The sequence below is a fragment of the Pseudomonas kurunegalensis genome (assembly GCF_030291635.1).
GTDB classification, from domain to species: Bacteria; Pseudomonadota; Gammaproteobacteria; order Pseudomonadales; family Pseudomonadaceae; genus Aquipseudomonas; species Aquipseudomonas monteilii.
Window position 1 is genome coordinate 5,126,200 of sequence record NZ_CP127871.1, and the last position, 24,972, is coordinate 5,151,171.

The window sequence follows — 24,972 nt, forward strand, 5'->3', positions numbered from 1 at the left end:
GTTGAACCAGGCTTGTACTTAGGTTGTGTCAATGGCACTAAAAATTGGCCGCCATGGTAAGAAACAAATCCACACACTGACAAGGTGATTACCCCGGCAAGGGGCGACAACCCGCGCTTTGCTTGATCTGCGTCTATGCGACAAGTGGCCACTGACATGCTGACAGGTTAGTCCAAGCCAAAAAAAAAGCCCGGTTCCAAGGAACCGGGCTTTTCTCGACTGCCGAAGCGGTATTAACGCTTGGAGTACTGAGGACGCTTACGCGCTTTACGCAGACCCACTTTCTTACGCTCGACTTCACGAGCATCGCGGGTGACGTAGCCAGCACGACGCAGAGCGCCACGCAGGGTTTCGTCGTATTCCATCAGAGCGCGGGTGATACCGTGACGGATCGCACCGGCCTGACCGCTGACACCACCACCAGAAACGGTGACGTAGATGTCGAACTTCTCAACGGTTTCGGTCAGCTCGAGTGGCTGGCGAACAACCATGCGAGCGGTTTCGCGACCGAAGAACACGTCCAGAGAACGGTTGTTGATGGAAATGTTACCAGTACCCGGACGCAGGAATACGCGAGCGGTTGCGGTCTTGCGACGGCCAGTGCCGTAGTTTTGAGTCGCCGACATAATGAACCTTCCCGTTAGATCTTCAGTTCTTGAGGCTGCTGAGCAGTGTGTGGGTGAGCAGCACCCGCGTACACTTTCAGCTTGCGGTACATGTCGCGACCCAGCGGGTTCTTAGGCAGCATGCCTTTGACCGCGGTTTCGATAACACGCTCAGGGGCTTTGGCGATCAACTTCTCGAAGTTGATTTCCTTGATACCGCCTGGGAAACCGGAGTGGGAGTAGTACATTTTGTCGGAAGACTTGGCACCAGTCACACGAACCTGCTCGGCGTTGATAACGACGATGTAGTCGCCGGTGTCAACGTGAGGGGTGTATTCTGGTTTGTGTTTGCCACGCAGACGGGTAGCGATTTCGGTAGCCAGACGACCCAGGGTCTGGCCAGCGGCGTCAACTACGAACCACTCGCGCTTTACTGTTTCCGGTTTAGCAGTAAAAGTTTTCATTCTCTAAAGCCTCAGAGGCCGCCCAGCGAAAAATAGACGGCGAATCTTACTGGATAGTGCACAGCTTGCCAAGGGCAAACGCGCAGCCGAACGCTGACGCTTTTGGGGGCTCGGGTCGGGCACGCCAATGTTCGACGGGGTTCTTCCTGCGTGGTGGTGCATCACTTCCGCCACGCGGAGAGGGGCCGAATTATCCAGATTGCGCGAAAAATTTCAACCTGCTTTGATGGGCTTCTTTGCCAAGGAGTGTCTACCTGATGGAATACCGCCAGCTCGGCCGTACCGACCTCAACGTCAGCGCCCTGTGCCTGGGCACCATGACCTGGGGCGAACAGAACGTTCAGGCCGACGCCTTCGAACAGATAGCCCGGGCCAAGGCCGCCGGGGTCAACTTCATCGACACCGCCGAGATGTACCCGGTGCCGCCCCGCCCGGAAACCTACGCAGCCACAGAGCGCATCATCGGCAACTGGTTCCGTGAGCAGGGAGACCGCGACGAGTGGATCCTGGCCAGCAAGGTCGCAGGCCCCGGCAACGGCATCAGCCACATTCGCGACGGCCAGCTCAAACACAACCGTCAGCACATCGTCGCAGCACTGGACGAGAGCCTGAAGCGCCTGCAGACCGACCGCATCGACTTGTACCAGTTGCACTGGCCGGAGCGCAGCACCAACTTCTTCGGCAAGCTGGGCTACCAGCACCTGCCACAGGACCACTTCACCCCGCTGGAGGAAACCCTCGGAGTACTGGACGAACAGGTGCGTGCGGGCAAGATCCGTCACGTCGGCCTGTCCAACGAAACGCCGTGGGGCACCATGAAGTTTCTGCAACTGGCCGAAAGCCGTGGCTGGCCACGGGCGGTATCGATCCAGAACCCTTACAACCTGCTCAACCGCAGTTTCGAGGTAGGCCTGGCGGAAGTGGCCATCCGCGAGCAGTGCGGCCTGCTGGCCTACTCGCCGCTGGCCTTCGGCATGCTCTCGGGCAAATACGAGAACGGTGCCCGGCCGGAAAATGCCCGCCTGACCCTCTTCAGCCGCTTTGCCCGCTATTCCAACCCGCAGACCGTGGCGGCCTGCAGCCGCTACGTGCAACTGGCCCGCGAGCATGGCCTGGACCCGGCGCAGATGGCCCTGGCATTCGTGACCCGGCAGCCTTTCGTGACCAGCAACATCATTGGCGCGACCAGCCTCGAGCAACTGGAGAGCAACCTGGCCAGCATCGAGTTGAGCCTGAGCGACGAGCTGCTGGCAGGGATCGAGGCGATTCACCAGGAGCAGCCCAACCCTGCGCCTTGATCAAAGCCACAAGCGGCAAGCTTCAAGTTGCAAGACAGAGCGGGCGAGTACCGACCTGCTTTTTTCTTGCAGCTTGTAGCTCGAAGCTTGCAGCTGGGCAAAAAACATAAGACGATCCAGCCGGTGATTGACCACTCTACCCTATAAGAACAATGACAATGATGTTTACCCAACCCTCCGCGTCGCTGCGGCGCGTCAGCATCCTGGCCATTGACAAGGTGTTCGCTTCGACCTTGATGCAAGCCAAGGATTTCTTCCACCTCGCCAGCCTGCGCTACAGCAAGCAGCTGGGCCTGGGCCTGCAGCCCATGTTCGAAATCCGCCTGGTGAGCCCCGACGGCCAGCCTGTGGACAGTTTCAGCAATGTGCAGCTACCGGTCGACGGTGGCCTGGACGACGCCGATGTGATCATCCTCCCGGCCTACTGGGACGACTTCGACAACCTGCTGCAACGCTACCCACAGGTGCTGCCGTGGCTGCGTGACCAGCATGCGCGCGGCGCGGTGCTGTGCGCCGAGGCCAGTGGTGTGTTCTGGCTGGCCGAGTCCGGCCTGCTCGATGGCAAGGAGGCGACCACTTACTGGCGCTTCTTCAATAGCTTTGCCGAGCGTTTTCCGAAGATCCGGCTGAACCAGGACAAGCACCTGACCGACGCCGACAATATCTATTGCGCGGGCGGCGCTACCTCGGCCTGCGACCTGTACATCTACCTGATCGAACGTTTCTGCGGCGCCAACGTGGCCCGCGCCGTGGCCCGCGACATCCTCTACGAAGTCCAGCGCAACTACACCCCGGGGCGCATGGGCTTTGGCGGCCAGAAGCTGCACCAGGACCTGATCATCCTGCAGATCCAGCACTGGCTGGAAGAGCACTTCGCCGACAAGTTCCGCTTCGAGGATGTGGCCCGCAACCACGGCATGAGCATCCGCAACTTCATGCGCCGTTTCCAGGGCGCGACGGGCGACAAGCCGCTGCACTACCTGCAAAGGCTACGGATCGAGACGGCCAAGGGGTTGTTGTCGAGTACGCGCAAGAGCATCAAGACCATCAGCTATGAGGTCGGTTATGACGATGCCAGCTTCTTTGCGCGGCTGTTCCGTCAGCACACCGAGTTGTCGCCGAACCAGTATCGGCAACAGTTCATGCAGGAAGCCTGAAAGGCTTCCTGTGCGGCAAGCTACAAGCTTCAAGCGGCAAGAAAAAGCCAGAGCAAACCGCATGTTGCTCTGGCTTTTTCTTGCCGCTTGAAGCTTGTAGCTTGCCGCTGCCTTTAGGGCTTGTGCGCGCGCGACAGGAATTCGTGCGACTGCATCTCCAGCAACCGGCTCAGGGTGCGCTGGAACTCGAAGCTCAGACGCCCACCGGTATACAGGTCCTTCAGCTCTACCTCGGCCGAAATGATCAGCTTGACGTTACGGTCGTAGAACTCGTCCACCATGTTGATGAAACGGCGGGCGATGTCGTCGGTGGTCACGCCCATCTGCTCCACGTTGCTCAGCAGCACGGCATGGAAAATCTTGCCCAGCTCGATGTAGTCGTTCTGGCTGCGCGGCCCGTCGCACAGGGCGCGGAAGTCGAACCAGGCAACGTCATCGCAAGTACGCAGCGCATTGATCGGGCGGTTCTCGATCATCAGCACGTCATTCTCGACCGCCTGGGTGCACTCAGGGGTCAGCGCCTTGAAGCTGGCGCGCATGCTCTGGTGCGCCGCATCGTTGAGCGGGAAGTGGAACAGCTCGGCCTGCTCCAAGTGACGCAGGCGGTAGTCGACGCCGCTGTCGACGTTCACCACGTCGGTGTACTGCTTGATCATGGCGATGGCCGGCAGGAAGCGCGCACGTTGCAGGCCGTCCTTGTACAGGCCGTCCGGCACGATGTTGGAGGTGGCCACCAGCGACACGCCGTTCTTGAACAGCTCTTCCATCAAGGTGCCGAGGATCATGGCGTCGGTAATGTCCGACACGAAGAATTCGTCGAAGCAGATTACCTTGGCTTCTTCGCTGAAGCGCTTGGCAATGATGGTCAGCGGGTTCTTCTCGCCCTTGAGGGTTTTCATTTCCTCGTGCACACGCTTCATGAAGCGATGGAAGTGCGTACGCATCTTCTGCTTGAACGGCAGCGCTTCGTAGAAGGTATCGACCAGGTAGGTCTTGCCTCGCCCTACCCCACCCCAGAAGTACAGGCCCTTGACCGGGGTCTGCTCCTTCTTGCCGAACAGCTTGCCGAACACGCCCGGCTTGTTGTTCTGCGCGTGCACCAGGTCGTCGTACAGGCGCTGCAGGTGACGCACCGCAGTTTCCTGCGCCGCGTCATGGAAGAAGTCGGGACGTTTCAGATCTGCTTGATAGCGTTCTAAGGGAGTCATGATTCGTTAGCGAGGCAACAAAAAACGGGCCGTCACTGTAGCGACAGGCCCGCTTAATGGCAATGAGACTTGCGTCAATATGCCTCATATACGCTGTATGGCACCGGCTTTGCCGGTGTTCGCGAGTAAACTCGCGCCTACAGGTGAAATGCCTCAGTCCTGCTGGGGTGCCAGGGCATCACGCAGGCTTTGAATGGCCACATCACGGGCCTCGGCGCTGTCGAACTGCGGGCCGTCGGCAACGTGCTCGTCGTTCAGCCACAGGCCGAAGCCCAGGCCTTCGACGCGCACATCCGCCTCGCCACCTTGTTGCAGTTGCTTGCTTACGGCACCGGCGCTCTTACCGTCGGCGAAACTGCGCGACAGCAGCAGTTGCTCGCCATCAGCGGCCAGCAGGCGGAAGCGGAAGCTGCCATCTTCATCACGGAAGCTGACGAAACGCGCGCTCTTGGCGGCTTTCTTCTTCACTTCGGTATTGGCCTGCACGCCACTGCGGAACGAACGCAGGCCTACAGACTCGCGCAGTTGTTCGAGGAATGGCGTGGCGATCTTGCGGGCCTTGGCGGCGCCGGCCAGCAGGATGTCTTCCAGGTCCGCCGGACGGGCGATCAACTGGTGGTAGTACTCGCGCTTTTCGGCCAACTGACCGTCCAGCAGCTGGAACAGGCGTTGCTTGGCATCACCCCAGCCCAGGCCCTGCAACAGCTCTTCGCGGAACCCGGCACATTGTTCAGGCGTCGAGAAGGCCTGGAACAGGGTGAACAGGTGCGAGTTGTCCGGGTCTTTCGCTTCGCCTGGGGCGCGCGAGTCGGTGACGATGCGCGAGATGGCGTCTTTCATGTCCTTGGCGCTGGTGAACAGCGGGATGGTGTTGTCATAGCTCTTGGACATCTTGCGCCCGTCCAGGCCCGGCAGGGTTGCCACACTTTCCTCGATCACCGCTTCCGGCAGGGCGAAGAAGTCCTTGCCCTGGCCGAACAGGTGGTTGAAGCGCTGGCCGATATCGCGGGCCATTTCCACGTGCTGGATCTGGTCACGGCCGACCGGCACCTTGTTGGCGTTGAACATCAGGATGTCGGCAGCCATCAGCACCGGGTAGCTGAACAGGCCCATGGTCACGCCAGCGTCCGGGTCTTCGCCGGCCTCGACGTTCTTGTCCACCGAGGCCTTGTAGGCATGGGCACGGTTCAGCAGGCCCTTGGCAGCAACGCAGGTCAGCAGCCAGGTCAGCTCGGGGATTTCCGGGATGTCCGACTGGCGGTAGAAGGTCACTTTGTCCGGGTCCAGGCCACCGGCCAGCCAGGTCGCGGCGATTTCCAGACGCGAACGCTGGATGCGCAGCGGGTCGTCGCACTTGATCAGGGCGTGGTAGTCGGCCAGGAAGTAGAACGAGTCGACACCGGGCTGCTGGCTGGCACGGATCGCCGGGCGGATGGCGCCGGCGTAGTTGCCCAGGTGCGGTGTGCCGGTGGTGGTGATACCGGTAAGAATGCGCGTGGTCATGGGTGTTCGCTTATTCAGGCTTGGCTCAGTTCGAAAGGCGCGGCAGCAGCAGATCCTTCAGATCGGTCAGCTTGCCATGGAAGAAGTGTCCGCATTCTGCCACTTTCAGCAGCTCATGGGGGCGCGACAGGCTGTCGGACCATTCGTAAACCAGCTGCGGCGCAACGACTTCGTCGGCATCCGGCTGCACCACGGTGATCGGGCAGCGCTGCGGCAGCGGGAATTCGGCCGTCAGGCGCATGACTGCCGGGGCGATCATGAACAGGTGCTGCAACTCGGTGCCTGCAGCCTCCAGGCGGCCGGCCAGGCTGGTGGCGACGAAGCCGCCGAACGAGAAGCCCATCAGCACCAGCGGCAGTTCAGGATGTCTGGCCCGCAGCCAGGCTGCGGCAGCCTCGGCATCGGCCACTTCGCCTGCGCCCATGTCATGGCTGCCGGCGCTTTGGCCAACGCCACGGTAATTGAAACGCAGGGTCACGTAACCGGCATCGCGGGCGGTGCGTTGCAGGGTCGAGACCACCTTGTTGAGCATGGTGCCGCCCTGGACCGGGTTGGGGTGGCAGATCAGCACTGCGCCACGGGCATCGGCCACATCAAGGTACAAGGCTTCCAGCTGGCCACTGGGGCCATCGATGAACAAGGGGGTTTCGCGGACAAGCAAGGCACTACTCCGTGACCTCGGGAGGGGTCGATTCGTCTAGGTGAGGAATTCTGTTCTGATTTGCGATCGCTCGCGGTATACAGCGCAGGTCTGAGCCGTTAACGTAAAGCAAAGCCGTTTATAGAGGAAGGACTCGTGGAACTCTCGCTCCTTGTTTGGTTGTTGCCAACCCTGGCCCTGGTCATTGGCGTGGTCGTCGGTTTCGTCGTGGCCCGCCTGCTGCCCAATGCCGCGCCCAGCAGCACACAGCGTCAGCTGGATGACATCCAGAAGCGTTTCGACAGCTACCAGAACGAAGTGGTCACCCACTTCAACAGCACCGCCGTGCTGGTCAAGAAACTGACCCAAAGCTACCAGGACGTGCAGGATCACCTGGCCGAAGGCGCCAACAGCCTGGCCCTGGATGAAGTCACTCGCCAACGCCTGCTGGCTGCACTGCACTCCGAAGCGCCGCAAGGCCCACGTGACCGCCTGACCCCGCCGAAAGACACCGCCGAAGTGCCACGCGACTATGCGCCAAAAGCGCCGAACTCGCCGGGCATGCTGGATGAGAGCTACGGGCTCAAGCGTTAATCCGCTGAACATGAAAAAGGCCTCGCAAGAGGCCTTTTTTCGGTTTACCTATTTGCAAGCCTGCAATGCCTGCTCGACATCCGCCAATAGATCCTCCACATCCTCCAGACCCACCGATAACCTCACCAGCCCCTCCGATATCCCGTGATGTGCCCGCTCTTGCGGCGTGTAACTGGAGTGCGTCATGCTCGCCGGGTGCTGTGCCAACGACTCGGCATCCCCCAGGCTCACCGCCCGTGCAAACAGCTGTAGCGCATTCATGAAGCGCCGCCCCGCCTCGATACCGCCCTTGAGCTCGAAAGCGATCATGCCGCCCGGCAAACGCATCTGCCGTTGCGCCAGTTCGTACTGTGCGAACGACGGCAAACCCGGGTAATGAATCAGCTCCACCTGCGGCTGCCGGGCCAGAAACTCGGCCACCTGCCCGGCATTGCTGCAATGCCGGTCCATGCGCAGCGCCAGGGTCTTGATCCCGCGCATCAGCAACGCCGCATCGTGTGGCGACATTACCGCACCGGTCATGTCTTTCAGCCCTTCCAGGCGAATACGGTCGACCAGCGCCTTGCGCCCCACTACCAGGCCGGCGGTGATATCGCCATGGCCACTGAGGTACTTGGTTGCCGAATGCACCACCAGGTCCGCACCCAGCTCGAGTGGCCGCTGCAAGTAAGGCGTGCAGTAAGTGTTATCCACCACGACATGCACATCATGCCCCTGCACGGCCTGGGCAACCGCCGCGATGTCCACCAGTTGCATGTTGGGGTTAGCCGGCGTTTCGAAGTAGATCATCCGTGTTTTACTGTTGATCGCCGCTTTCAATGCCTTGGCATCGTTCAGGTCGACATGGCGGACCTTCACCCCGAACTCACCAATACCGTGGTGCAGAAAGGCGAAGGTGCAGCCATACAAGGTGCGCCCGACAATCAGTTCATCACCCGGCCGCAACAGGGTCCAGATGGTCGAGGTAATAGCGCCCATACCCGACGCCAACGCCAACCCCGCCTCACCGCCCTCCAGTGAAGCCATGCGTTGTTCCAGCAGTGCCAGGGTGGGGTTGGAGATGCGGCTGTAGAAATGCCCCGCCTCCTCCCCAGCAAAGCACGCAGCGCCGTATTCAACAGTGGGGAAGGCATAGGTGGCGGTCTGGTACACCGGCGGCACCAACGCGCCACAATGGGAAAGCGGGTCGTAGCCATGGTGAATGGCCCGTGTGGAAAAACCGGTGTTGTTATGGGAGTCGCGCATGGCAACATGCCTCTTGTGGTTTGCTATAAGCTTATGCCACCGAGCTGCCCGATTTTTTCCAAAGTAGCCCACGCATCTGCGTGCATGCTGGAACAAAAACAATAAATAACGGACCAGGAGGGCAAAATATGCCTTCAAGCCTCGACCGCACCGACCGCGCCCTGCTAGCCGCTCTGCAGGACAACGCCCGCCTCACAGTCGCCGAACTCGCCGACCAGGTGGCGCTCACCACCTCGCCCTGCTGGCGACGGGTCAAATTGCTGGAAGACAACGGCTACATCACCGGCTACCAGGCCATCCTCTCGCCCAAGTCGCTGGGGTTTGGCGTGACCGCGTTCGTCAGCATCATGATGGACTCGCACACCAAGGACATGGCACTGGCGTTCGAGCAGCGGCTGATGGAAATTCCCGAAATCGTGGCCTGCCATAACATTTCCGGACGCTATGACTTTTTGCTGGAGATCCTGGCAAGGGACCTGGAGTCGTTCGGGGAATTCACCCGGGAAGTGCTGCAGCGGTTGCCGGGAGTGAAGGAGATCTATTCGAGTTTTTCCTACAAGGCGGTGAAGGAAAGACGGGTGATACCTGTTTCGGAGAAACACATCTAAGACCGCTCTTTCCAATCAGCAGGAACGTTCCTACTGACCTACGACCTGCCTCTGACATACAGAAAGCGCGTCCCCGGGCACACTTTCCCTGCCTTTCACCAGGGACGACTCCATGGCCAGCCTTCTTTCAGAATTCATCATCCGTAAGCTCGAAGGCCGAACATTCCGCAGCCTCGACCATTTCTCCCTGTCCTTTTGGCTGGCGATCGCAGAAGGCCCATGAACGAGCTAACTGATCAAGTACTCAAAGCGCTGCACAAGTACCCGGAACTGTTGAAACAGGTACCCGCGGGTTCACTTCTGCACAGGGTTCAAGCGTCTCGCTACGATACCAACCCCGTGAACTACCGCGCCGATTCCGATACCCGCTACGCCGACCCTTCCAAACAGGTTGGCGTCTACTACCTGGGCTGTTCTGCAGAAGTTGCCGTCGCCGAGTCGTTCCAGCCAGGCCAAGGCATTGATGATCAACCGGTACGTCTTTCGCGACTGGAACAGACGTCGCTACATTTACTCAGGACGGCACGTGAATTGTACGTGGTCGACGTTGCTGCTCTGGCGAACCGAGCGACTCATCACAAAATACGGGATATCGTTCAGGCTAAGGGCCAAGGCAAAGAAGGTTATGCCTTCACACGAAAGCTCAGCCAAGTGTGCATGAGCCAAGCCCAGGTTGATGGCATGCTCTATCCGTCAGCGGTCTATACCGTTACCGGGTCTATGGACGGTTGCAACATCGTGCTGTTCGAAGGTCGCTCAACTCAGATCGAAGCGATACGCCATCAGGCTGTGAGCTTGGCAGTTCTGCAAAGTGGTGAAACGGTAGTAGAGTTTTTGTACAGCCTGGGCGTAGCGCTGGAGTAAACGCGAAGCCAAACTTTCCTTGAAAGATCAGACTTCACTGCCCTGCTTCAAATGCGTTCACAAAATCGCGTTTGATGACTTCCACAGCCGCAGTGTCATCCAGCAAATGGAAGCGTGGCAATACGTTGCTCGGTTCACCGGGCGCTGAATAATCCATGTTGCCGACCAGGTGCTGAACCAGAAAATTCATAGCTTCGGTATCAACAGGGTCCACTTCGAGTGACTGAATCAACGCGTCGACTATTGGTCTCGGCTTGTTCTTGGTGAACTGGAAGGACGGGTAGTATTTTCTGCGATTGCCAGTGTTTGTGTAAACGAGCAGTTTCCCGGCTTTTGTCTTCTGGCTGAGCGCCTGCTTGGAGATGCCCAGTATTTCGCAGGCCGTTCTGGCATCCAGCAATTCGCAACGGCTGAACACACGCTCGAACGCGCGAGCCTTCATCTTGGCCATGGCTTCTTGGTTGCGCGTTGCAACACTGCGCTTCGCCTCGACGTCCACCTTGGCGAGGGCAGCAAAAGCTTTTTCGTCGGCGAGGGCCACGGCTTTCAGCACTACAGCTTCCGACGCACGTGCAAGGTGCTCCTCAAAGCGCTGTCTTAGTGCGTCTTTGGCAGCCTCTAGGCAAGCGAATGCAGGGTGAGTCGCTGTGTGGGTAGCGGTTGTCATCGGGCCTCCTCCAGCCTGAGCAGCCTTCTTGCACACAAAGTATGCTTACAGTCACGCACTGTCAACTTGTCAACAAGTCAATATGTAAATAGATCGCTACGCGTCGCGATGCAACGCCGCTACAAGGGACCGAGCAGACCTTTGGGACAAGAAATAAAAAACCCCGCCGAAGCGGGGTTTTTATTGCAGGCCAGCGCTTAGATCGCGCCACGCTGACGCAGCACGTCCAGCACCAGCTTCACACCTTCATCCACGCTGGTGGACTGGGTGTCGATCACCAGATCCGCATCCAGCGGCACATCGAACGGGAAGCTTTCGCCCGGGATGTTGTCGCCACCGGCAGCGTACAGGCCTTGCGGGTCACGCTCGCGGCAGGCCAGTGGCGAAGCCTGGACGTAGACGGTTACCAGACGGTCTTTGCCGATCAAGGCCTTGGCCTGCTCGCGGCCTTCGGCATCCGGGGCCACGAACGCGGCCAGGGTCAGCAGGCCAGCTTCGTTGAACTGGCGCGCCACATGGGCGGCGCGGCGCCAGTTCTCGGTGCGGCCGGCGCGGTCCTGTGGTAGGCCCTTGTTCAGGTCGTGGCGCAGGTTCTGGCCGTCGAGCACGTACACCGCACGGCCCATGTCGAACAGCTTGCGCTCCACGGCGTAGGCCAGGGTGCTCTTGCCAGCGCCGGACAGGCCGCTAAACAGCACGGTGGCTGGCTGCTGGCCGAAGCGCAGTGCGCGCTCTTCAGTCGACACGTGAGCCTGCTTGCCATGCTGACCAGTGCTGCCGTGCGGCAGAACTGGCGGAGCGATGATCATGCCGGCGCCGACGGTGCCGTTGGTCAGGCGGTCGATGACGATGAACGCACCGGTGGTGCGGTTGCTGTCGTAACCGTCCAGCGCGATCGAAGCGTCCAGGGCAACCTTGACGCGGCCGATCTCGTTCAGTTGCAGCGCGCTGGCAGCGCCCTGCTCCAGAGTATTCACATCAACCTTGTGGGTGATGCTGGCAATCGAGCCCGGCACGTAGCTGGTGGCGCGCTTGATGTCGTATTTCTTGCCCGGCAGCATCGGCTCTTCGGCCATCCACACCAGCATGGCGTCGAACTGGTCGGTTACCGGCGGAACGTTGTCGGCATGTACCAGCAGGTCGCCACGGGAGATGTCGATCTCGTCTTCCATGGTCAGGGTCACGGCCTGGCCTGGGCCGGCGTTTTCCAGTTCACCCTCATAGGTGACGATGGACTTGACGCGGCTGCTCTTGCCCGACGGCAGCACGACGATTTCGTCGCCCTTGTGTACCACGCCGCTGGCGATGGTGCCGGCAAAGCCGCGGAAGTTCAGGTTCGGGCGGTTCACGTACTGCACCGGGAAGCGCAGGTCGGTGAAGTTGCGGTCGGCCGACACTTCGACGGTTTCGAGGATTTCCATCAGCGTCGGGCCGGCGTACCACGGCGAACGCTCGCTGTGGTTGACCACGTTGTCGCCCTTGAGCGCCGACATCGGCACGAAGTGCAGGCTGCTTGGGGTCAGGTTGATGGCGTCGGCAAACTTCAGGTAATCCGCCTTGATCGACTCGAAGACGTCCTGATCGAAGCCTTTGAGGTCCATCTTGTTGACCGCGACCACGATGTGCTTGATGCCCAGCAACGAAGCAATGTAGCTGTGGCGGCGGGTCTGGGTCTGCACGCCATAGCGGGCGTCGACCAGGATGATCGCCAGGTCGCAGGTGGACGCACCGGTGGCCATGTTGCGGGTGTACTGCTCGTGGCCCGGGGTGTCGGCAATGATGAACTTGCGCTTGGCGGTGGAGAAGTAGCGGTAGGCGACATCGATGGTGATGCCCTGCTCGCGCTCGGCCTGCAGGCCATCGACCAGCAGCGCCAGGTCGACTTCTTCGCCGGTGGTGCCGACTTTCTTCGAATCACGGGTGATGGCCTCGAGGTGGTCCTCGTAGATCATCTTCGAGTCGTGCAGCAGGCGCCCGATCAGGGTGCTCTTGCCGTCGTCAACGTTGCCGCAGGTCAGGAAGCGCAGCAGTTCCTTGCGCTCGTGCTGGGCCAGGTAGGCGAGGATGTCCTCGCTGATCAGATCAGATTGGTGACTCATCGAATTCAAGCTCCAAGCTGTAAGCTTCAAGCAGCAAGCTTGTCGGCGTACAGCTAGTTAGAAATTTTGTTGATCAACCCTGCAAGCATCCTGGAAAGCTCACGGGTTTCAGTAATCCAGAGGTTGGCCAAATCAGAAGGCAAGTAACCAATTTCACTGGCGATGATCAGTTGAGTCCGCAACTCTGCGCAGGATGCCTTCGCCACGCTAAGAAACCATACCTTCTCTCGCGATCCACTGCGCTCCATCCCCTCAGCAATATTGGACGGGACAGAAACTGCTGCGCGGGTGATCTGGGACTTGAATCCGAAATCTCGGCAGCCAGCAAATGCCTGATACATCTCAACAGCTAGATTCTTACTTCTCTTCCAAACCAGCAACTTCTCAAAATCCACTGCAGGCACTCCCTGTGCGCCCGCACTGCAGGCGGCAATCCACAAAAATCAGAAGCTACTCGTTCCGCTTCTGGCTTGCAGCTTGCCGCTTGTAACTTGAAGCTTAGAAGTAGCCTTGGCGTTTCTTGTCTTCCATGGAACCGGCGCCATCGTGGTCGATGACACGGCCCTGGCGCTCGGACGTACGGGTCAGGAGCATTTCCTGAATGATGTCCGTCAGGGTCTCGGCTTCCGACTCGACAGCACCCGTCAACGGGTAGCAACCGAGGGTACGGAAACGCACCTTCTTCTTGACGATGCGCGCTTTCTCTTCATCGGTGAGATGCTCGAGGATGCGCTCGTCGTCGATCATGATCAGGGTGCCGTTCTTCTCGATCACTTCGCGCTCAGCGGCGAAGTACAGCGGCACGATCGGGATGCCTTCGAGGTAGATGTACTGCCAGATGTCCAGCTCGGTCCAGTTCGACAGTGGGAAGACGCGGATCGACTCGCCCTTGTTGACCTTGCCGTTGTACACGTTCCACAGCTCGGGGCGCTGGTTTTTCGGGTCCCAGCGGTGCTTGCTGTCCCGGAACGAATACACACGCTCCTTGGCCCGCGACTTCTCTTCGTCGCGGCGCGCGCCACCGAAGGCCGCGTCGAAACCATGCTTGTCCAGTGCCTGCTTCAGGCCCTGGGTTTTCATGATGTCGGTGTGCTTGGAGCTGCCATGGGTGAACGGGTTGATGCCCTGCGCCACACCCTCGGGGTTGACGTGGGTGATCAGTTCCAGGCCCATTTCCTCGACCATCTTGTCGCGGAAGCTGTACATCTCCTGGAATTTCCACTGGGTGTCGACGTGCATCACCGGGAACGGCAGCTTGCCCGGGAAGAAGGCCTTGCGCGCCAGGTGCAGCATCACGGCGGAATCCTTGCCGATCGAGTACAGCATCACCGGGTTATCGAACTCGGCGGCCACCTCGCGGATAATGTGGATGCTCTCCGCCTCCAGCTGTTTCAAGTGCGTCAGTTTGTCGACCATGGCTACTCACGAAAAACGATCTTATGGACGGCCTGCGGGCCGTGTTCGAGCGAGCCACTTTATCACAGCGGCTTCTTCTATTTAGGAGGCGGACTAGATCGAAAAGGTCTAACGATATGACTGGGGGTTTGGCTGAAATGGGGCCGCTTTGCGGCCCAATCGCCGGCAAGCCAGCTCCCACAAGGTGGACTGCCCCCAAGAAGTTGGACACCAATCCAATTTCTTGGGGTGTCCACATGAGCAAGTATTCAGACCAATTCAAGCTTACTGCCGTTCAGGCTTACTTGGAGAGTGGTGAAGGCTTCCGAACAGTAGCCCGCCGATTTTCCGTGGATTTCAGCCTGCTGCGGCGCTGGGTCTCAAGCTTCCAGAAACATGGACAGTTCAGTCTGCGCAAAATAGGCCAGCGGTACAGTGCGACCTACAAGTGCTCAGTCCTTGAGTACATGCACAAGCATCAGCTTTCCTTGCGTCAGACCGCCGCCCATTTCGGTCTCGGCCAGTCCTCGCAGGTAGGCATTTGGGCGCGGCAACACTACAGTGGTGACCCTGCACTGCCTGCTCCCAAGAAAAGAAAACCTGCTGCCATGCCGAAAAAGCCTTATCCCATCAAACCTACGACTTCCGATGACACAGAGAAAAGCCGCGACCAGTTGCTGGCCGAGCTTGAGTGGCTGCGCATGGAGAACGCCTACCTAAAAAAGCTGGAAGAACTGAAGAAGCAGGAACGAAGGCAGCCCAAAAAGCCCTGATCGTCTCGGCGCTCAAGGACCGGTTTCCCTTGGCCGCCGTTCTACAGTTGGCGGATCTGCCACGCAGTACGTTTTATTACCAGCTTCAAGCGCAGGCCAAACCTGACAAGCATGCTGCTCTGAAGCAGATGATTCAGCGTGTCTATCACGAGGAAAAAGGGCTATACGGTTACCGGCGCGTTGCAATCGTGATCCGCAATGGCGGCACCTTGGTTAACAAGAAGGTGGTGGAGCGTTTGATGGTCGAGCTTGATCTTCGCTCACTAGTACGGCCAAAAAAGTACCGGTCGTACAAGGGGGTTGTCGGCACCATCGCGCCCAACCTGCTGGAGCGAAACTTCCTCGCGCAGCGCCCGAATCAGAAGTGGGTGACCGATGTTACCGAGTTCAAAGTGGCTCAGGAAAAGATCTATCTCTCCCCTGTGATGGACTTGTACAACGCCGAAATCGTGGCCTACGAAGTGGCCAGCAGGCCGTGCCTTGGGCTGGTTACCAACATGCTGGACAAGGCCTTCGAGCGCCTGGGAAACAAGCCGAAACTGGTGCTTCACTCAGATCAAGGCTGGCACTACCAACACTCGCAGTACCGCCACAAGCTGGCAGAGCAAGGGCTGAAGCAGAGCATGTCACGCAAAGGAAACTGCCTGGATAATGCGGCTATGGAGAGCTTTTTTGGTACGCTTAAGTCCGAGTTTTTCTACCCGAAGCGCTTCGAGAGCGTTGAAGAACTGAAAGCTGGTCTGGATGAGTACATCCACTACTACAACCATGACCGCATCAAGCTAAAGCTCAATGGCATGAGCCCTGTGAAATACAGGACCCATGCTGCGGCTGCTAGCTGAAACTGTCCAACTTTTCGGGGGCAGTCCAAGGACCCCATAGGCCTCCAGACCAGCGCAGTACCTGTGGGAGCTGGCTTGCCGGCGATGAGGCCAGTAAGGTCAGATAGGATTGGGGCAATCGATAAACAGGTGCTCCACGGCAAAGCGCCGCGCCAGGTAATCGCCCAGTGCCTGCACCCCGTAACGCTCGGTGGCATGGTGCCCGGCCGCGATGAAGCTGACGCCGTTCTCGCGTGCACTGTGGTAGGTCTGCTCGGATGCCTCCCCCGTCAGGTACAGGTCCACTCCGGCCGCAATCGCCGTGTCGATGTACCCCTGCCCGCCACCGGTGCACCAACCGACCCGACGGATCATCTCGTCGCCTTCGATCAGCAACGGCTCACGTCCCAGCACTTCCTGCACCCGCCGGGCAAAGTCGCGGGCCGTCATCGGCTCGACCAGCGAACCGACCAGGCCGACTACTTTAGGGTTTTCCGGGTCCAGCGGCCCTTCGACAGTGATGTCCAGCTGTCGCGCCAACTGCACGTTGTTGCCGACGTCGGGGTGCACATCCAGCGGCAGGTGAAAGGCCAGCAGGCTGATATCGTTGTTCAGCAGGGTCTTCAGCCGACGCTGACGAATGCCTGTGATGCACGGGTTCTCACCCTTCCAGAAGTAACCATGGTGCACCAGTACCAGGTCGGCCTCGGCCTCGACTGCGGCATCCAGCAACGCCTGGCTGGCGGTAACACCGCTGACGATGCGGCTGACCTGTGGCCGGCCTTCGACCTGCAGGCCATTGGGGCAATAATCCTGGATCTTCGCGCTGCCCAGGTAGCGTTCGGCTTCCTCGACCAGGGTGTTGAGAGCGACGGCCATGAAAATCTCCTCGAAAACTGCGCTTTTCTCGGGCGCAACGCCCGTATAATGCCGGCCATTATGGGCCGTCGCCGGCACTGGGGGAACCGGTGTATGATCGCGCGCGCTCATGCCCCACTGCGCGGCCAATGGCCCCTGCTCTTTCCAGGATTCGTTCATGTTCAAGGCGTTTCGTTACTTTGGCTGGCCCCTGCTCACCGGCGTGCTGATCGCCATGCTGATCATCCAGCGCTTCCCGGAGTGGGTCGGCCTGCCCAGCCAGGACGTCAACCTGCAACAGGCGCCGCAAACCACGCGCATCATGCAGGGCCCGGTGTCTTACGCCGACGCGGTGACGCTGGCCGCGCCTGCGGTGGTCAACCTGTACACCACCAAAGTGGTGAACAAAAGCGCCCACCCATTGTTCGAAGACCCACAGTTCCGCCGCTTCTTCGGCGACAACCTGCCCAAGCAGCGCCGCTGGGAGTCGAGCCTGGGCTCGGCAGTGATCATGAGCCCCGAGGGCTACCTGCTGACCAATAACCATGTCACCAGCGGGGCCGACCAGATCGTCGTGGCCTTGAAGGATGGCCGCGAAACCCTGGCCCGAGTGATCGGCAGCGACCCGGAAACCGACCTGGCAGTGCTGAAGATCGACCTGAAGAACCTGCCGGCGATCACCATCGGCCGTTCCGACACCATTCACATCGGCGACGTGTCGCTGGCCATCGGCAACCCGTTCGGCGTCGGCCAGACCGTCACCATGGGTATCATCAGCGCCACCGGCCGTAACCAGCTGGGCCTGAACAACTACGAAGACTTCATCCAGACCGACGCCGCAATCAACCCAGGTAACTCGGGCGGCGCCTTGGTCGATGCCAATGGCAACCTGGTCGGCATCAATACCGCGATCTTCTCCAAGTCGGGCGGTTCGCAGGGCATCGGCTTCGCCATCCCGGTAAAGCTGGCATTGGAGGTAATGAAGTCGATCGTCGAGCATGGCCAGGTGATCCGTGGCTGGCTGGGCATCGAAGTACAGCCGCTGAGCCAGGAGCTGGCCGAGTCGTTCGGCATGAAGGACCGCCCGGGTATCGTGGTGGCGGGCATATTCCGCGAAGGGCCGGCGGCCAAGGCCGGACTGCAACTGGGTGATGTGATTCTGAGCATCAACGGCGAACCGGCCGGCGACGGGCGCAAGTCGATGAACCAGGTGGCGCGGATCAAGCCTAACGAGAAGATCACCATCGAGGTGATGCGCAATGGGCAGCAATTGAAGCTGATTGCCGAGGTGGGGCTGCGGCCACCACCTGCTCCGGCAGCCACACAAGAAGAGAAGTAAAAAATGGGGCCGCTTAGCGGCCCCATTTGCATCAGTGCAGGATCTGGCTGAGGAACAACTTGGTCCGGTCACTGCGCGGCCGGTCGAAGAAGTCATCCGGCGCCGCCTGCTCCACGATCTCCCCCTTGTCCATGAAGATCACCCGGTTCGCCACGGTGCGGGCAAAGCCCATTTCGTGGGTTACACAGAGCATGGTCATGCCATCCTCGGCCAGGCCCACCATGGTATCGAGCACTTCCTTGACCATTTCCGGGTCCAGCGCCGAGGTCGGTTCGTCGAACAGCATGATCTTCGGCTTCATGCACAGCGCACGGGCAATCGCCACACGCTGCTGCTGGCCACCGGACAACTGCCCCGGGTACTTGTGCGCCTGCTCTGGAATGCGCACGCGCTCCAGGTAGTGCATGGCAATTTCCTCGGCCTTGCGCCGGGGCATCTTGCGCACCCACATCGGTGCCAGGGTGCAGTTTTCCAGAATGCTCAGGTGCGGGAACAGGTTGAAGTGCTGGAACACCATGCCCACCTCGCGGCGGATGGCCTCGATCTGCTTGAGGTCGTTGGTCAGCTCCACGCCATCCACCACGATGCGCCCCTGCTGGTGTTCTTCCAGGCGGTTGAGGCAACGGATGGTGGTGGACTTGCCCGAACCGGACGGCCCGCACAGTACGATACGCTCGCCCTGGCGCACGTTCAGGTTGATGTCCTTGAGCACATGGAACTGGCCATACCACTTGTTCACACCCTGCATCTGGATGATGCCTTCGGGGCCAGCAGGCTGCTTGATCGCTTCACTCATTTCGAAACTCCTAACGCTTGTGGCCAGTGTCCAGCTTGCGCTCCAGGTGCATGGAGTAGCGGGACATACCGAAACAGAAAATCCAGAACACCAGGGCGGCGAACACATAGCCCTCGGTGGCCATGCCCAGCCAGGCCGGGTCGGCGGCGGCTTGCTTGACGCTGTTCAGCAGGTCGAACAGGCCGATGATGATCACCAGGCTTGTGTCCTTGAACAGGGCAATGAAGGTATTGACGATGCCGGGAATAACCAGCTTGAGCGCCTGCGGCAGAATCACCAGGCCCATCGCGCGCCAGTAGCCCAGGCCCATGGCCGCAGCGGCTTCGTACTGGCCCTTGGGAATGGCTTGCAGGCCCCCGCGTACCACTTCGGCGATGTACGCCGACTGGAACAGGATCACGCCGATCATCGCCCGCAGCAGCTTGTCGAAGCTCATGCCTTCAGGCAGGAACAACGGCAGCATCACCGATGACATGAACAGCACGGTGATCAACGGCACGCCGCGCCAGAACTCGATGAAGGTCACGCACACCACCTTCACGGCTGGCATCCGCGAACGCCGGCCCAGGGCCAGCAGGATGCCCAGCGGCAAGGCGCCAACGATACCCACGGTGGCGATCACCAGGGTCAGCATCAGCCCGCCCCACTGGCTGGTGGCCACGGTTTCCAGGCCAAGCACGCCGCCATGCAGCAGGGTGTAGGCCAGGATCGGGTACAGCACCAGGAACCCCAGGCCATAGAAGGCCTTGCGCGGGAAGCGCTTGATGAACAGCGGTGCAGCGCCGAGCACGGCAAGCCACACGGTCAGGTCCACGCGCCAGCGCAACTCAGCCGGGTAATAGCCGTACATGAACTGGCCGAAGCGCTGCTGCACGAACACCCAGCAGGCGCCTTCCTTGGTGCAGTCGGCACGGGTGGTGCCGACCCAGTTGGCGTCGATCAACGCCCACTGGATAAGCGGCGGCACGATCAACCACACCAGGTAGATGGCAAACAGGGTCAGCAGCGTGTTGAGCCAGCTGGAAAACAGATTGGCACGCATCCATGCGAGCACGCCGACGGTTTTCACCGGTGGCGGCATGTCGGGTTTGAAAACATGGGCATTCACGGGCGTATCCTCACCGCTCGATCAGCGCAATGCGCTTGTTGTACCAGTTCATCAGCAGCGAAATGCTGATGCTGATGGCGAGATAGACACTCATGGTGATCGCAATCACCTCGATGGCCTGGCCGGTCTGGTTGAGCACGGTACCGGCGAACAGCGAGACCATCTCCGGGTAGCCGATACCGGCCGCCAGCGACGAGTTCTTCGCCAGGTTCAGGTATTGGCTGGTCAGCGGCGGAATGATCACCCGCAGTGCCTGGGGGATGATCACCTTGCGCAGGGTCGGCCCCTCGCGCAGGCCCAGCGAGCGTGCGGCTTCGGTCTGGCCGTGGCTGACCGAACGGATGCCGGAACGCACGATTTCGGCAATGAAAGCGGCCGTATAGATCGTCAGGGCCAGGGTCAGTGCCAGCAGTTCGGGGATCAATACCCAGCCACCGACGAAGTTGAAGCCTTTCAGTTGCGGCACTTCCCAGGTCACCGGGCTACCGAACAGCAGCACGCTCAAGCCCGGAATGGCGACGAACAACGCCAGCCCCACCCAGAACTTGTGAAACGGCACGCCGGTCTCGTCGAAGCGCTTGTTGGCGTAACGCACCATCACCACGATCGCCACCACCGCCACGGCCAAGGCAACGACGAACGGCCAGAAGCCGTCGGCCATCGAAGCGCCGGGCATGTTCAGGCCACGGTTACTGATAAAGAAGGTGTCGTCGATGTTGATGCTACCCCGCGGTCCCGGCAGGGTCAGAAACACGGCGAAGTACCAGAACAGGATCTGCAACAACGGCGGAATGTTGCGGAAGGTTTCCACATACACGGTCGCCAGCTTGTTGATCATCCAGTTAGGCGACAGCCGTGCCACACCGATGATGAACCCCAGGATCGTCGCCAGAATGACACCGATGAAGGTCACCAGCAGGGTATTGAGCAGGCCGATGACGAACACCCGCGCGTAGCTGTCGGATTCCACATAGGGAATCAGGTGCTGGGCGATGCCGAAGCCGGCACTGCGGTCGAGAAAGTCGAAGCCCGAGGTAATCCCCCGGTGTTGCAGGTTGGTTTGCGTGTTGTGGAACAGGTACCAGCCCAGGCCGACCACGAAAACGATCGTGAGGATCTGGAACAGCCACGCGCGCACACGCGGATCGTTAAGGGACAAGCCCTTGGGTGCGCCGATTTGATTTTGCATGAAGTGCCCCGGACAGTAGGGATTCGAACAGCCTGCGGCGGCGGGATGCCGCCGCAGGGTGCAGCCATCAGCGCACAGGTGGCGCGTACTGGATGCCGCCGTTGTTCCACAGGGCGTTCATGCCACGGTCGATCTTCAGGTCGGTGCTCTGGCCCAGGTTCTTCTCGAACACTTCGCCGTAGTTGCCGACTTGCTTCACGATTTGCACTACCCAGTCTTTGGGCAGCTTGAGGTCCTTGCCGTACTCACCATCCGCGCCCAGCAGGCGGGCGACGTCCGGGTTCTTGGTACCTTTGGCTTCAGCCTCGACATTCTTCGAGGTGATGCCCGCCTCTTCGGCGTTGAGCATGGCGAACAGGGTCCACTTGACGATGCTGAACCATTCTTCGTCGCCTTTACGCACCACCGGGCCCAGTGGCTCCTTGGAGATGGTCTCCGGCAGCACCACGTACTCGGTCGGCGCGGCCAGCTTGGAGCGCTGGGCGAACAGCTGCGACTTGTCCGAGGTCAGCACGTCGCAACGGCCCGATTCCAGGGACTTGGCGCTTTCGTCCGAGGTGTCGAAGGTGATCGGCGTGTACTTGAGGTTATTGGCGCGGAAGAAGTCCGACACGTTCAGCTCGGTGGTGGTACCGGCCTGGATACAGATGGTCGCGCCATCGAGTTCCTTGGCGCTGGAAACACCCAGCTTCTTGTTGACCAGGAAGCCAACGCCGTCATAGTAGGTAACACCGGCAAACACCAGGCCCATGCCGGCATCGCGCGAGCTGGTCCAGGTGGTGTTGCGCGACAGCACGTCCACTTCGCCCGACTGCAGGGCGGTGAAGCGTTCCTTGGCGTTGAGCTGGCTGAACTTGACCTTGGTCGCGTCGCCGAACACGGCGGCGGCCACGGCGCGGCACACGTCGGCGTCGATACCGACGATCTTGCCCTGCGCATCAGGGACCGAGAAGCCCGGAAGACCGTCGCTCACGCCACACTGGACGAAGCCCTTCTTCTTTACCGCATCGAGGGTGGCGCCAGCCTGGGCGTTGCTCACGGCGCCCAGCGCGGCGGCAGCGGTCAGGACTGCCAGGGTGGTTTTCAACATCTTCATTCACAACCTCCAAATCGCTCTTGTTGTATCGAGCCGGAATTGCACCGCACCCTTTTGAGGCGTATCCGACCCGTATTGGCTTGTTATTGGGTCAATTGGCGCAATGGGCTGTTCTATGACAGCCTTCGCGTGCAAAGGGTGTTACCGTCACGGCCTGCCCTTTGCATCACAGGTTGAATTGCAAAGCGCGTACCAAAATTTCTGGCTGTAGCGTTTAAGCGCTCGTCAAGTAGGGAAAGTTGTATCGTTGCGACATTCTTTTTCCGACAATCATTTCCAGTGCCTTCTTTTCACGCACGCCATAACAAGACCCGCACACTTTCGGAGCAGTCATGACCAACCCGCTGATTCTCGAACCGCAGAAAACCGCTGACGCCTGTGTGATCTGGTTGCACGGTCTGGGTGCAGACCGTTACGACTTCCTACCTGTGGCCGAATTCATGCAGGAGCGCCTGGCCACCACCCGCTTCATCATGCCCCAGGCCCCAACCCGCCCGGTGACCATCAATGGCGGCTACGCCATGCCCAGCTGGTACGACATCAAGGCCATGACCCCGGCCCGCGCCATTGACGAAGCGCAGCTGGAGGAATCGGCCGATCAGGTGATTGCCCTGATCAAGGCCGAGCAGGCCAAAGGCATCAACCTGTCGCGTATCTTCCTGGCCGGTTTCTCCCAGGGTGGCGCGGTGGTGCTGCACACTGCCTATATAAAGTGGCAAGAAGCACTGGGCGGGGTGATTGCCCTGTCCACTTATGCCCCCACCTTCAACGACCAGCACCAGTTGAGTGCGTGCCAGCAACGCACCCCGGCTCTGTGCCTGCACGGCGTGCACGACCCGGTGGTAATCCCGTCCATGGGCCGCACCGCCTTCGAGTACCTGAACACCTGGGGCGTGGCCGCCCGCTGGCACGAGTACCCGATGGAGCACGAGGTGGTGGTCGAGGAGCTGAACGACATCCACGAATGGCTGGCCAAGCAACTGCAATAAGCCAGCACCGCCTGTAGTTGTAGGGCTATTCCACTACGCCGCGCCCGGTTCTTGCTTTACACTGCCCGGCGTACATTCCTTAACCAGTTGATGAGACGATCGTGCTCAAGGCACTCAAGAAAATATTCGGCAAGGGAGACGCCGCGCCACAGGCCGCCGCTCCTGCTGCCAGTGTGACGCCGCCTGCGCCCGCCCCTGCTGCAGAGGCCCGGCCCGCGCCCAAACCGGCCGCCCCACGCGCCAAACCTGCCCCAAAGGCCGAACAGCCCACCGCCGCTATGCCAGCCGCCGACACCCCGGCCAAGGAAAAACCACGTCGCGAGCGCAAGCCCAAGCCGCAGGCCAGCCTGTGGAAGCCGGAAGACTTCGTGGTCGAGCCGCAGGAAGGCAAAACCCGCTTCCACGACTTCAAGCTGTCCAACGAGCTGATGCACGCCATCCACGACCTGGGCTTCCCGTACTGCACGCCGATCCAGGCGCAGGTGCTGGGTTACACCCTGCGTGGCCAGGACGCCATCGGCCGGGCGCAGACCGGTACCGGCAAAACCGCCGCGTTCCTGATTTCGATCATTTCCCAGCTGCAGCAGACGCCGCCGCCCAAAGAGCGTTACATGGGTGAACCGCGCGCGCTGATCATCGCGCCCACCCGCGAGCTCGTGGTGCAAATCGCCAAGGACGCCATCGCCCTGACCAAGTACACCGGTCTGAACGTGATGAGCTTCGTCGGCGGCATGGACTTCGACAAGCAGCTCAAGGCCCTGGAAGCGCGCCACTGCGACATTCTGGTCGCCACCCCGGGTCGCCTGCTGGACTTCAACCAGCGCGGCGAAGTGCACCTGGACATGGTCGAGGTGATGGTGCTGGACGAAGCCGACCGCATGCTCGACATGGGCTTCATCCCGCAGGTACGCCAGATCATTCGCCAGACGCCGCCGAAAAGCGAGCGCCAGACCCTGCTGTTCTCGGCCACCTTCACCGACGACGTGATGAACCTGGCCAAGCAGTGGACCACCAACCCGGCCATCGTCGAGATCGAGCCGGAGAACGTGGCCAGCGAAACGGTCGAGCAGCACGTGTATGCCGTGGCTGGCAGCGACAAGTACAAGCTGCTGTACAACCTGGTGACCCAGAACAAATGGGAACGGGTGATGGTGTTTGCCAACCGCAAGGACGAAGTGCGGCGCATCGAGGAAAAACTGGTACGCGACGGCATCAATGCCGCCCAGCTGTCGGGCGACGTGCCGCAGCACAAGCGCATTCGTACCCTGGAAAGCTTCCGCGAAGGGCGCATTACCGTGTTGGTCGCCACCGATGTGGCCGGGCGTGGTATTCACATTGATGGCATCAGCCACGTGATCAACTTCACCCTGCCGGAAGACCCGGATGACTACGTGCACCGCATTGGCCGCACAGGGCGTGCGGGGACCAGCGGCGTGTCGATCAGCTTTGCCGGGGAGGATGACTCCTACCAGCTGCCAGCGATCGAAGAACTGCTGGGGCGCAAGATCAAGTGCGAGATGCCGCCGGATGAGCTGCTGAAGCCGGTGCCGCGCAAACATCACTGATTGCCCGAATGCTGGCGCCGCCCCTGTAGGAGCGGCCTTGTGTCGCGATCGGGCCGCGCAGCGGCCCCAGCAATCTCTGCATCAAAGCTGA

At 60.3% G+C, this 24,972-nt stretch carries 24 protein-coding genes; 9 read left to right on the forward strand and 15 right to left on the reverse strand.

All coding sequences use genetic code 11. The features are described 5' to 3' along the window. Positions 1-233: 233 nt before the first annotated feature. On the reverse strand, positions 234-626 hold the full coding sequence (gene rpsI, locus QQ992_RS23445; protein WP_003260797.1) for a 30S ribosomal protein S9: 393 nt from the start codon (positions 624-626) through the stop codon (positions 234-236). Positions 627-640: 14 nt separating this feature from the next. Further along, positions 641-1,069 (reverse strand): 50S ribosomal protein L13, encoded by a 429-nt coding sequence (gene rplM / locus QQ992_RS23450; RefSeq protein WP_003251819.1) that lies wholly within the window; start codon positions 1,067-1,069, stop codon positions 641-643. 257 nt (positions 1,070-1,326) lie between these two features. Between rplM and QQ992_RS23455 the strand changes: the two genes are divergently transcribed. Beyond that, positions 1,327-2,367, forward strand: coding sequence for an NADP(H)-dependent aldo-keto reductase (locus tag QQ992_RS23455; protein WP_286111215.1), 1,041 nt, complete (start codon positions 1,327-1,329; stop codon positions 2,365-2,367). A 236-nt stretch (positions 2,368-2,603) separates the two neighbouring features. Further along, positions 2,604-3,524 (forward strand): GlxA family transcriptional regulator, encoded by a 921-nt coding sequence (locus tag QQ992_RS23460; RefSeq protein WP_174442268.1) that lies wholly within the window; start codon positions 2,604-2,606, stop codon positions 3,522-3,524. Positions 3,525-3,637: 113 nt separating this feature from the next. Here the strand turns inward: QQ992_RS23460 and zapE are convergent, their stop codons facing one another. From zapE to QQ992_RS23475, 3 genes are all read right to left on the reverse strand, one after another. Further along, positions 3,638-4,732 (reverse strand): cell division protein ZapE, encoded by a 1,095-nt coding sequence (gene zapE, locus QQ992_RS23465; RefSeq protein WP_060499786.1) that lies wholly within the window; start codon positions 4,730-4,732, stop codon positions 3,638-3,640. Between the two features lie 153 nt (positions 4,733-4,885). Beyond that, positions 4,886-6,235, reverse strand: coding sequence for a tryptophan--tRNA ligase (locus tag QQ992_RS23470; protein ID WP_286111216.1), 1,350 nt, complete (start codon positions 6,233-6,235; stop codon positions 4,886-4,888). A gap of 25 nt (positions 6,236-6,260) precedes the next feature. Further along, entirely contained in the window at positions 6,261-6,896 is a 636-nt protein-coding gene (locus QQ992_RS23475) for an alpha/beta hydrolase (RefSeq protein WP_105945734.1), read from the reverse strand. Between the two features lie 135 nt (positions 6,897-7,031). Between QQ992_RS23475 and QQ992_RS23480 the strand changes: the two genes are divergently transcribed. Beyond that, positions 7,032-7,469, forward strand: coding sequence for a Z-ring associated ZapG family protein (locus QQ992_RS23480; RefSeq protein WP_016713539.1), 438 nt, complete (start codon positions 7,032-7,034; stop codon positions 7,467-7,469). A gap of 48 nt (positions 7,470-7,517) precedes the next feature. Here the strand turns inward: QQ992_RS23480 and QQ992_RS23485 are convergent, their stop codons facing one another. After that, a complete protein-coding gene (locus tag QQ992_RS23485) occupies positions 7,518-8,714 on the reverse strand; it encodes a methionine gamma-lyase (protein ID WP_286111218.1) in 1,197 nt (398 codons plus the stop codon). A 128-nt stretch (positions 8,715-8,842) separates the two neighbouring features. On the opposite strand from QQ992_RS23485, the gene QQ992_RS23490 reads away from it, so the two are divergent. Both QQ992_RS23490 and QQ992_RS23495 read left to right on the forward strand, forming a co-directional pair. Then, positions 8,843-9,322, forward strand: a complete 480-nt coding sequence (locus QQ992_RS23490; RefSeq protein WP_016498026.1) for an Lrp/AsnC family transcriptional regulator — start codon at positions 8,843-8,845, stop codon at positions 9,320-9,322. 219 nt (positions 9,323-9,541) lie between these two features. Then, positions 9,542-10,186 carry an RES family NAD+ phosphorylase gene (locus QQ992_RS23495; RefSeq protein WP_286111219.1) on the forward strand — a complete coding sequence of 215 codons (645 nt, stop codon included), beginning with the start codon at positions 9,542-9,544 and terminating at the stop codon, positions 10,184-10,186. A 34-nt stretch (positions 10,187-10,220) separates the two neighbouring features. Here the strand turns inward: QQ992_RS23495 and QQ992_RS23500 are convergent, their stop codons facing one another. The 4 genes from QQ992_RS23500 to cysD form a co-directional block, all read right to left on the reverse strand. Then, complete coding sequence (locus QQ992_RS23500) at positions 10,221-10,853, reverse strand: MerR family transcriptional regulator (RefSeq protein WP_286111220.1); 633 nt, start codon at positions 10,851-10,853, stop codon at positions 10,221-10,223. A 197-nt stretch (positions 10,854-11,050) separates the two neighbouring features. Continuing rightward, positions 11,051-12,952, reverse strand: a complete 1,902-nt coding sequence (gene cysN / locus QQ992_RS23505) for a sulfate adenylyltransferase subunit CysN (RefSeq protein WP_016713536.1) — start codon at positions 12,950-12,952, stop codon at positions 11,051-11,053. Between the two features lie 53 nt (positions 12,953-13,005). Then, complete coding sequence (locus tag QQ992_RS23510; RefSeq protein WP_286111222.1) at positions 13,006-13,347, reverse strand: four helix bundle protein; 342 nt, start codon at positions 13,345-13,347, stop codon at positions 13,006-13,008. 103 nt (positions 13,348-13,450) lie between these two features. Then, positions 13,451-14,368: a sulfate adenylyltransferase subunit CysD gene (gene cysD / locus QQ992_RS23515; protein WP_013974136.1), complete on the reverse strand. Its 918-nt coding sequence runs from the start codon at positions 14,366-14,368 to the stop codon at positions 13,451-13,453. 236 nt (positions 14,369-14,604) lie between these two features. Here cysD and QQ992_RS23520 point away from each other — a divergent pair. Next, a protein-coding gene (locus tag QQ992_RS23520; protein ID WP_286110417.1) for an IS3 family transposase occupies positions 14,605-15,962 on the forward strand; the annotation gives its coding sequence in 2 pieces (ribosomal slippage) (positions 14,605-15,073 and positions 15,073-15,962; 1,359 coding nt in all). A 99-nt stretch (positions 15,963-16,061) separates the two neighbouring features. Here the strand turns inward: QQ992_RS23520 and QQ992_RS23525 are convergent. Next, positions 16,062-16,820, reverse strand: coding sequence for a Nif3-like dinuclear metal center hexameric protein (locus QQ992_RS23525; RefSeq protein WP_105945726.1), 759 nt, complete (start codon positions 16,818-16,820; stop codon positions 16,062-16,064). Positions 16,821-16,977: 157 nt separating this feature from the next. On the opposite strand from QQ992_RS23525, the gene algW reads away from it, so the two are divergent. Continuing rightward, entirely contained in the window at positions 16,978-18,138 is a 1,161-nt protein-coding gene (algW, locus tag QQ992_RS23530; RefSeq protein WP_019098030.1) for a Do family serine endopeptidase AlgW, read from the forward strand. Positions 18,139-18,169: 31 nt separating this feature from the next. On the opposite strand, the gene QQ992_RS23535 is transcribed toward algW, so the two are convergent. The 4 genes from QQ992_RS23535 to QQ992_RS23550 all read right to left on the reverse strand — a co-directional run bounded on the left by QQ992_RS23535 (position 18,170) and on the right by QQ992_RS23550 (position 22,327). Beyond that, complete coding sequence (locus tag QQ992_RS23535; protein ID WP_003251792.1) at positions 18,170-18,934, reverse strand: amino acid ABC transporter ATP-binding protein; 765 nt, start codon at positions 18,932-18,934, stop codon at positions 18,170-18,172. A gap of 10 nt (positions 18,935-18,944) precedes the next feature. Next, positions 18,945-20,042, reverse strand: a complete 1,098-nt coding sequence (locus QQ992_RS23540) for an amino acid ABC transporter permease (protein WP_016713533.1) — start codon at positions 20,040-20,042, stop codon at positions 18,945-18,947. 10 nt (positions 20,043-20,052) lie between these two features. Beyond that, complete coding sequence (locus QQ992_RS23545; protein WP_027615376.1) at positions 20,053-21,231, reverse strand: amino acid ABC transporter permease; 1,179 nt, start codon at positions 21,229-21,231, stop codon at positions 20,053-20,055. Between the two features lie 67 nt (positions 21,232-21,298). Beyond that, a complete protein-coding gene (locus tag QQ992_RS23550; protein WP_286111225.1) occupies positions 21,299-22,327 on the reverse strand; it encodes an amino acid ABC transporter substrate-binding protein in 1,029 nt (342 codons plus the stop codon). A 332-nt stretch (positions 22,328-22,659) separates the two neighbouring features. Between QQ992_RS23550 and QQ992_RS23555 the strand changes: the two genes are divergently transcribed. Both QQ992_RS23555 and rhlB read left to right on the forward strand, forming a co-directional pair. After that, positions 22,660-23,316, forward strand: a complete 657-nt coding sequence (locus QQ992_RS23555; protein ID WP_286111226.1) for an alpha/beta hydrolase — start codon at positions 22,660-22,662, stop codon at positions 23,314-23,316. 101 nt (positions 23,317-23,417) lie between these two features. Continuing rightward, positions 23,418-24,881: an ATP-dependent RNA helicase RhlB gene (rhlB, locus tag QQ992_RS23560; protein WP_286111227.1), complete on the forward strand. Its 1,464-nt coding sequence runs from the start codon at positions 23,418-23,420 to the stop codon at positions 24,879-24,881. Positions 24,882-24,972 lie beyond the last annotated feature (91 nt).

Coding starts and splice junctions, on each gene's coding strand:
- QQ992_RS23460 (WP_174442268.1), top strand. CDS start 2,604: ATGCAAGCCAAGGATTTCTTCCACCTCGCCAGCCTGCGCTACAGCAAG.
- QQ992_RS23455 (WP_286111215.1), top strand. CDS start 1,327: ATGGAATACCGCCAGCTCGGCCGTACCGACCTCAACGTCAGCGCCCTG.
- QQ992_RS23550 (WP_286111225.1), bottom strand. CDS start 22,327: ATGAAGATGTTGAAAACCACCCTGGCAGTCCTGACCGCTGCCGCCGCG.
- cysN (WP_016713536.1), bottom strand. CDS start 12,952: ATGAGTCACCAATCTGATCTGATCAGCGAGGACATCCTCGCCTACCTG.
- rpsI (WP_003260797.1), bottom strand. CDS start 626: ATGTCGGCGACTCAAAACTACGGCACTGGCCGTCGCAAGACCGCAACC.
- QQ992_RS23535 (WP_003251792.1), bottom strand. CDS start 18,934: ATGAGTGAAGCGATCAAGCAGCCTGCTGGCCCCGAAGGCATCATCCAG.
- cysD (WP_013974136.1), bottom strand. CDS start 14,368: ATGGTCGACAAACTGACGCACTTGAAACAGCTGGAGGCGGAGAGCATC.
- algW (WP_019098030.1), top strand. CDS start 16,978: ATGTTCAAGGCGTTTCGTTACTTTGGCTGGCCCCTGCTCACCGGCGTG.
- zapE (WP_060499786.1), bottom strand. CDS start 4,732: ATGACTCCCTTAGAACGCTATCAAGCAGATCTGAAACGTCCCGACTTC.
- QQ992_RS23490 (WP_016498026.1), top strand. CDS start 8,843: ATGCCTTCAAGCCTCGACCGCACCGACCGCGCCCTGCTAGCCGCTCTG.
- QQ992_RS23525 (WP_105945726.1), bottom strand. CDS start 16,820: ATGGCCGTCGCTCTCAACACCCTGGTCGAGGAAGCCGAACGCTACCTG.
- QQ992_RS23545 (WP_027615376.1), bottom strand. CDS start 21,231: ATGCAAAATCAAATCGGCGCACCCAAGGGCTTGTCCCTTAACGATCCG.
- QQ992_RS23555 (WP_286111226.1), top strand. CDS start 22,660: ATGACCAACCCGCTGATTCTCGAACCGCAGAAAACCGCTGACGCCTGT.
- QQ992_RS23470 (WP_286111216.1), bottom strand. CDS start 6,235: ATGACCACGCGCATTCTTACCGGTATCACCACCACCGGCACACCGCAC.
- rplM (WP_003251819.1), bottom strand. CDS start 1,069: ATGAAAACTTTTACTGCTAAACCGGAAACAGTAAAGCGCGAGTGGTTC.
- QQ992_RS23495 (WP_286111219.1), top strand. CDS start 9,542: ATGAACGAGCTAACTGATCAAGTACTCAAAGCGCTGCACAAGTACCCG.
- QQ992_RS23500 (WP_286111220.1), bottom strand. CDS start 10,853: ATGACAACCGCTACCCACACAGCGACTCACCCTGCATTCGCTTGCCTA.
- QQ992_RS23485 (WP_286111218.1), bottom strand. CDS start 8,714: ATGCGCGACTCCCATAACAACACCGGTTTTTCCACACGGGCCATTCAC.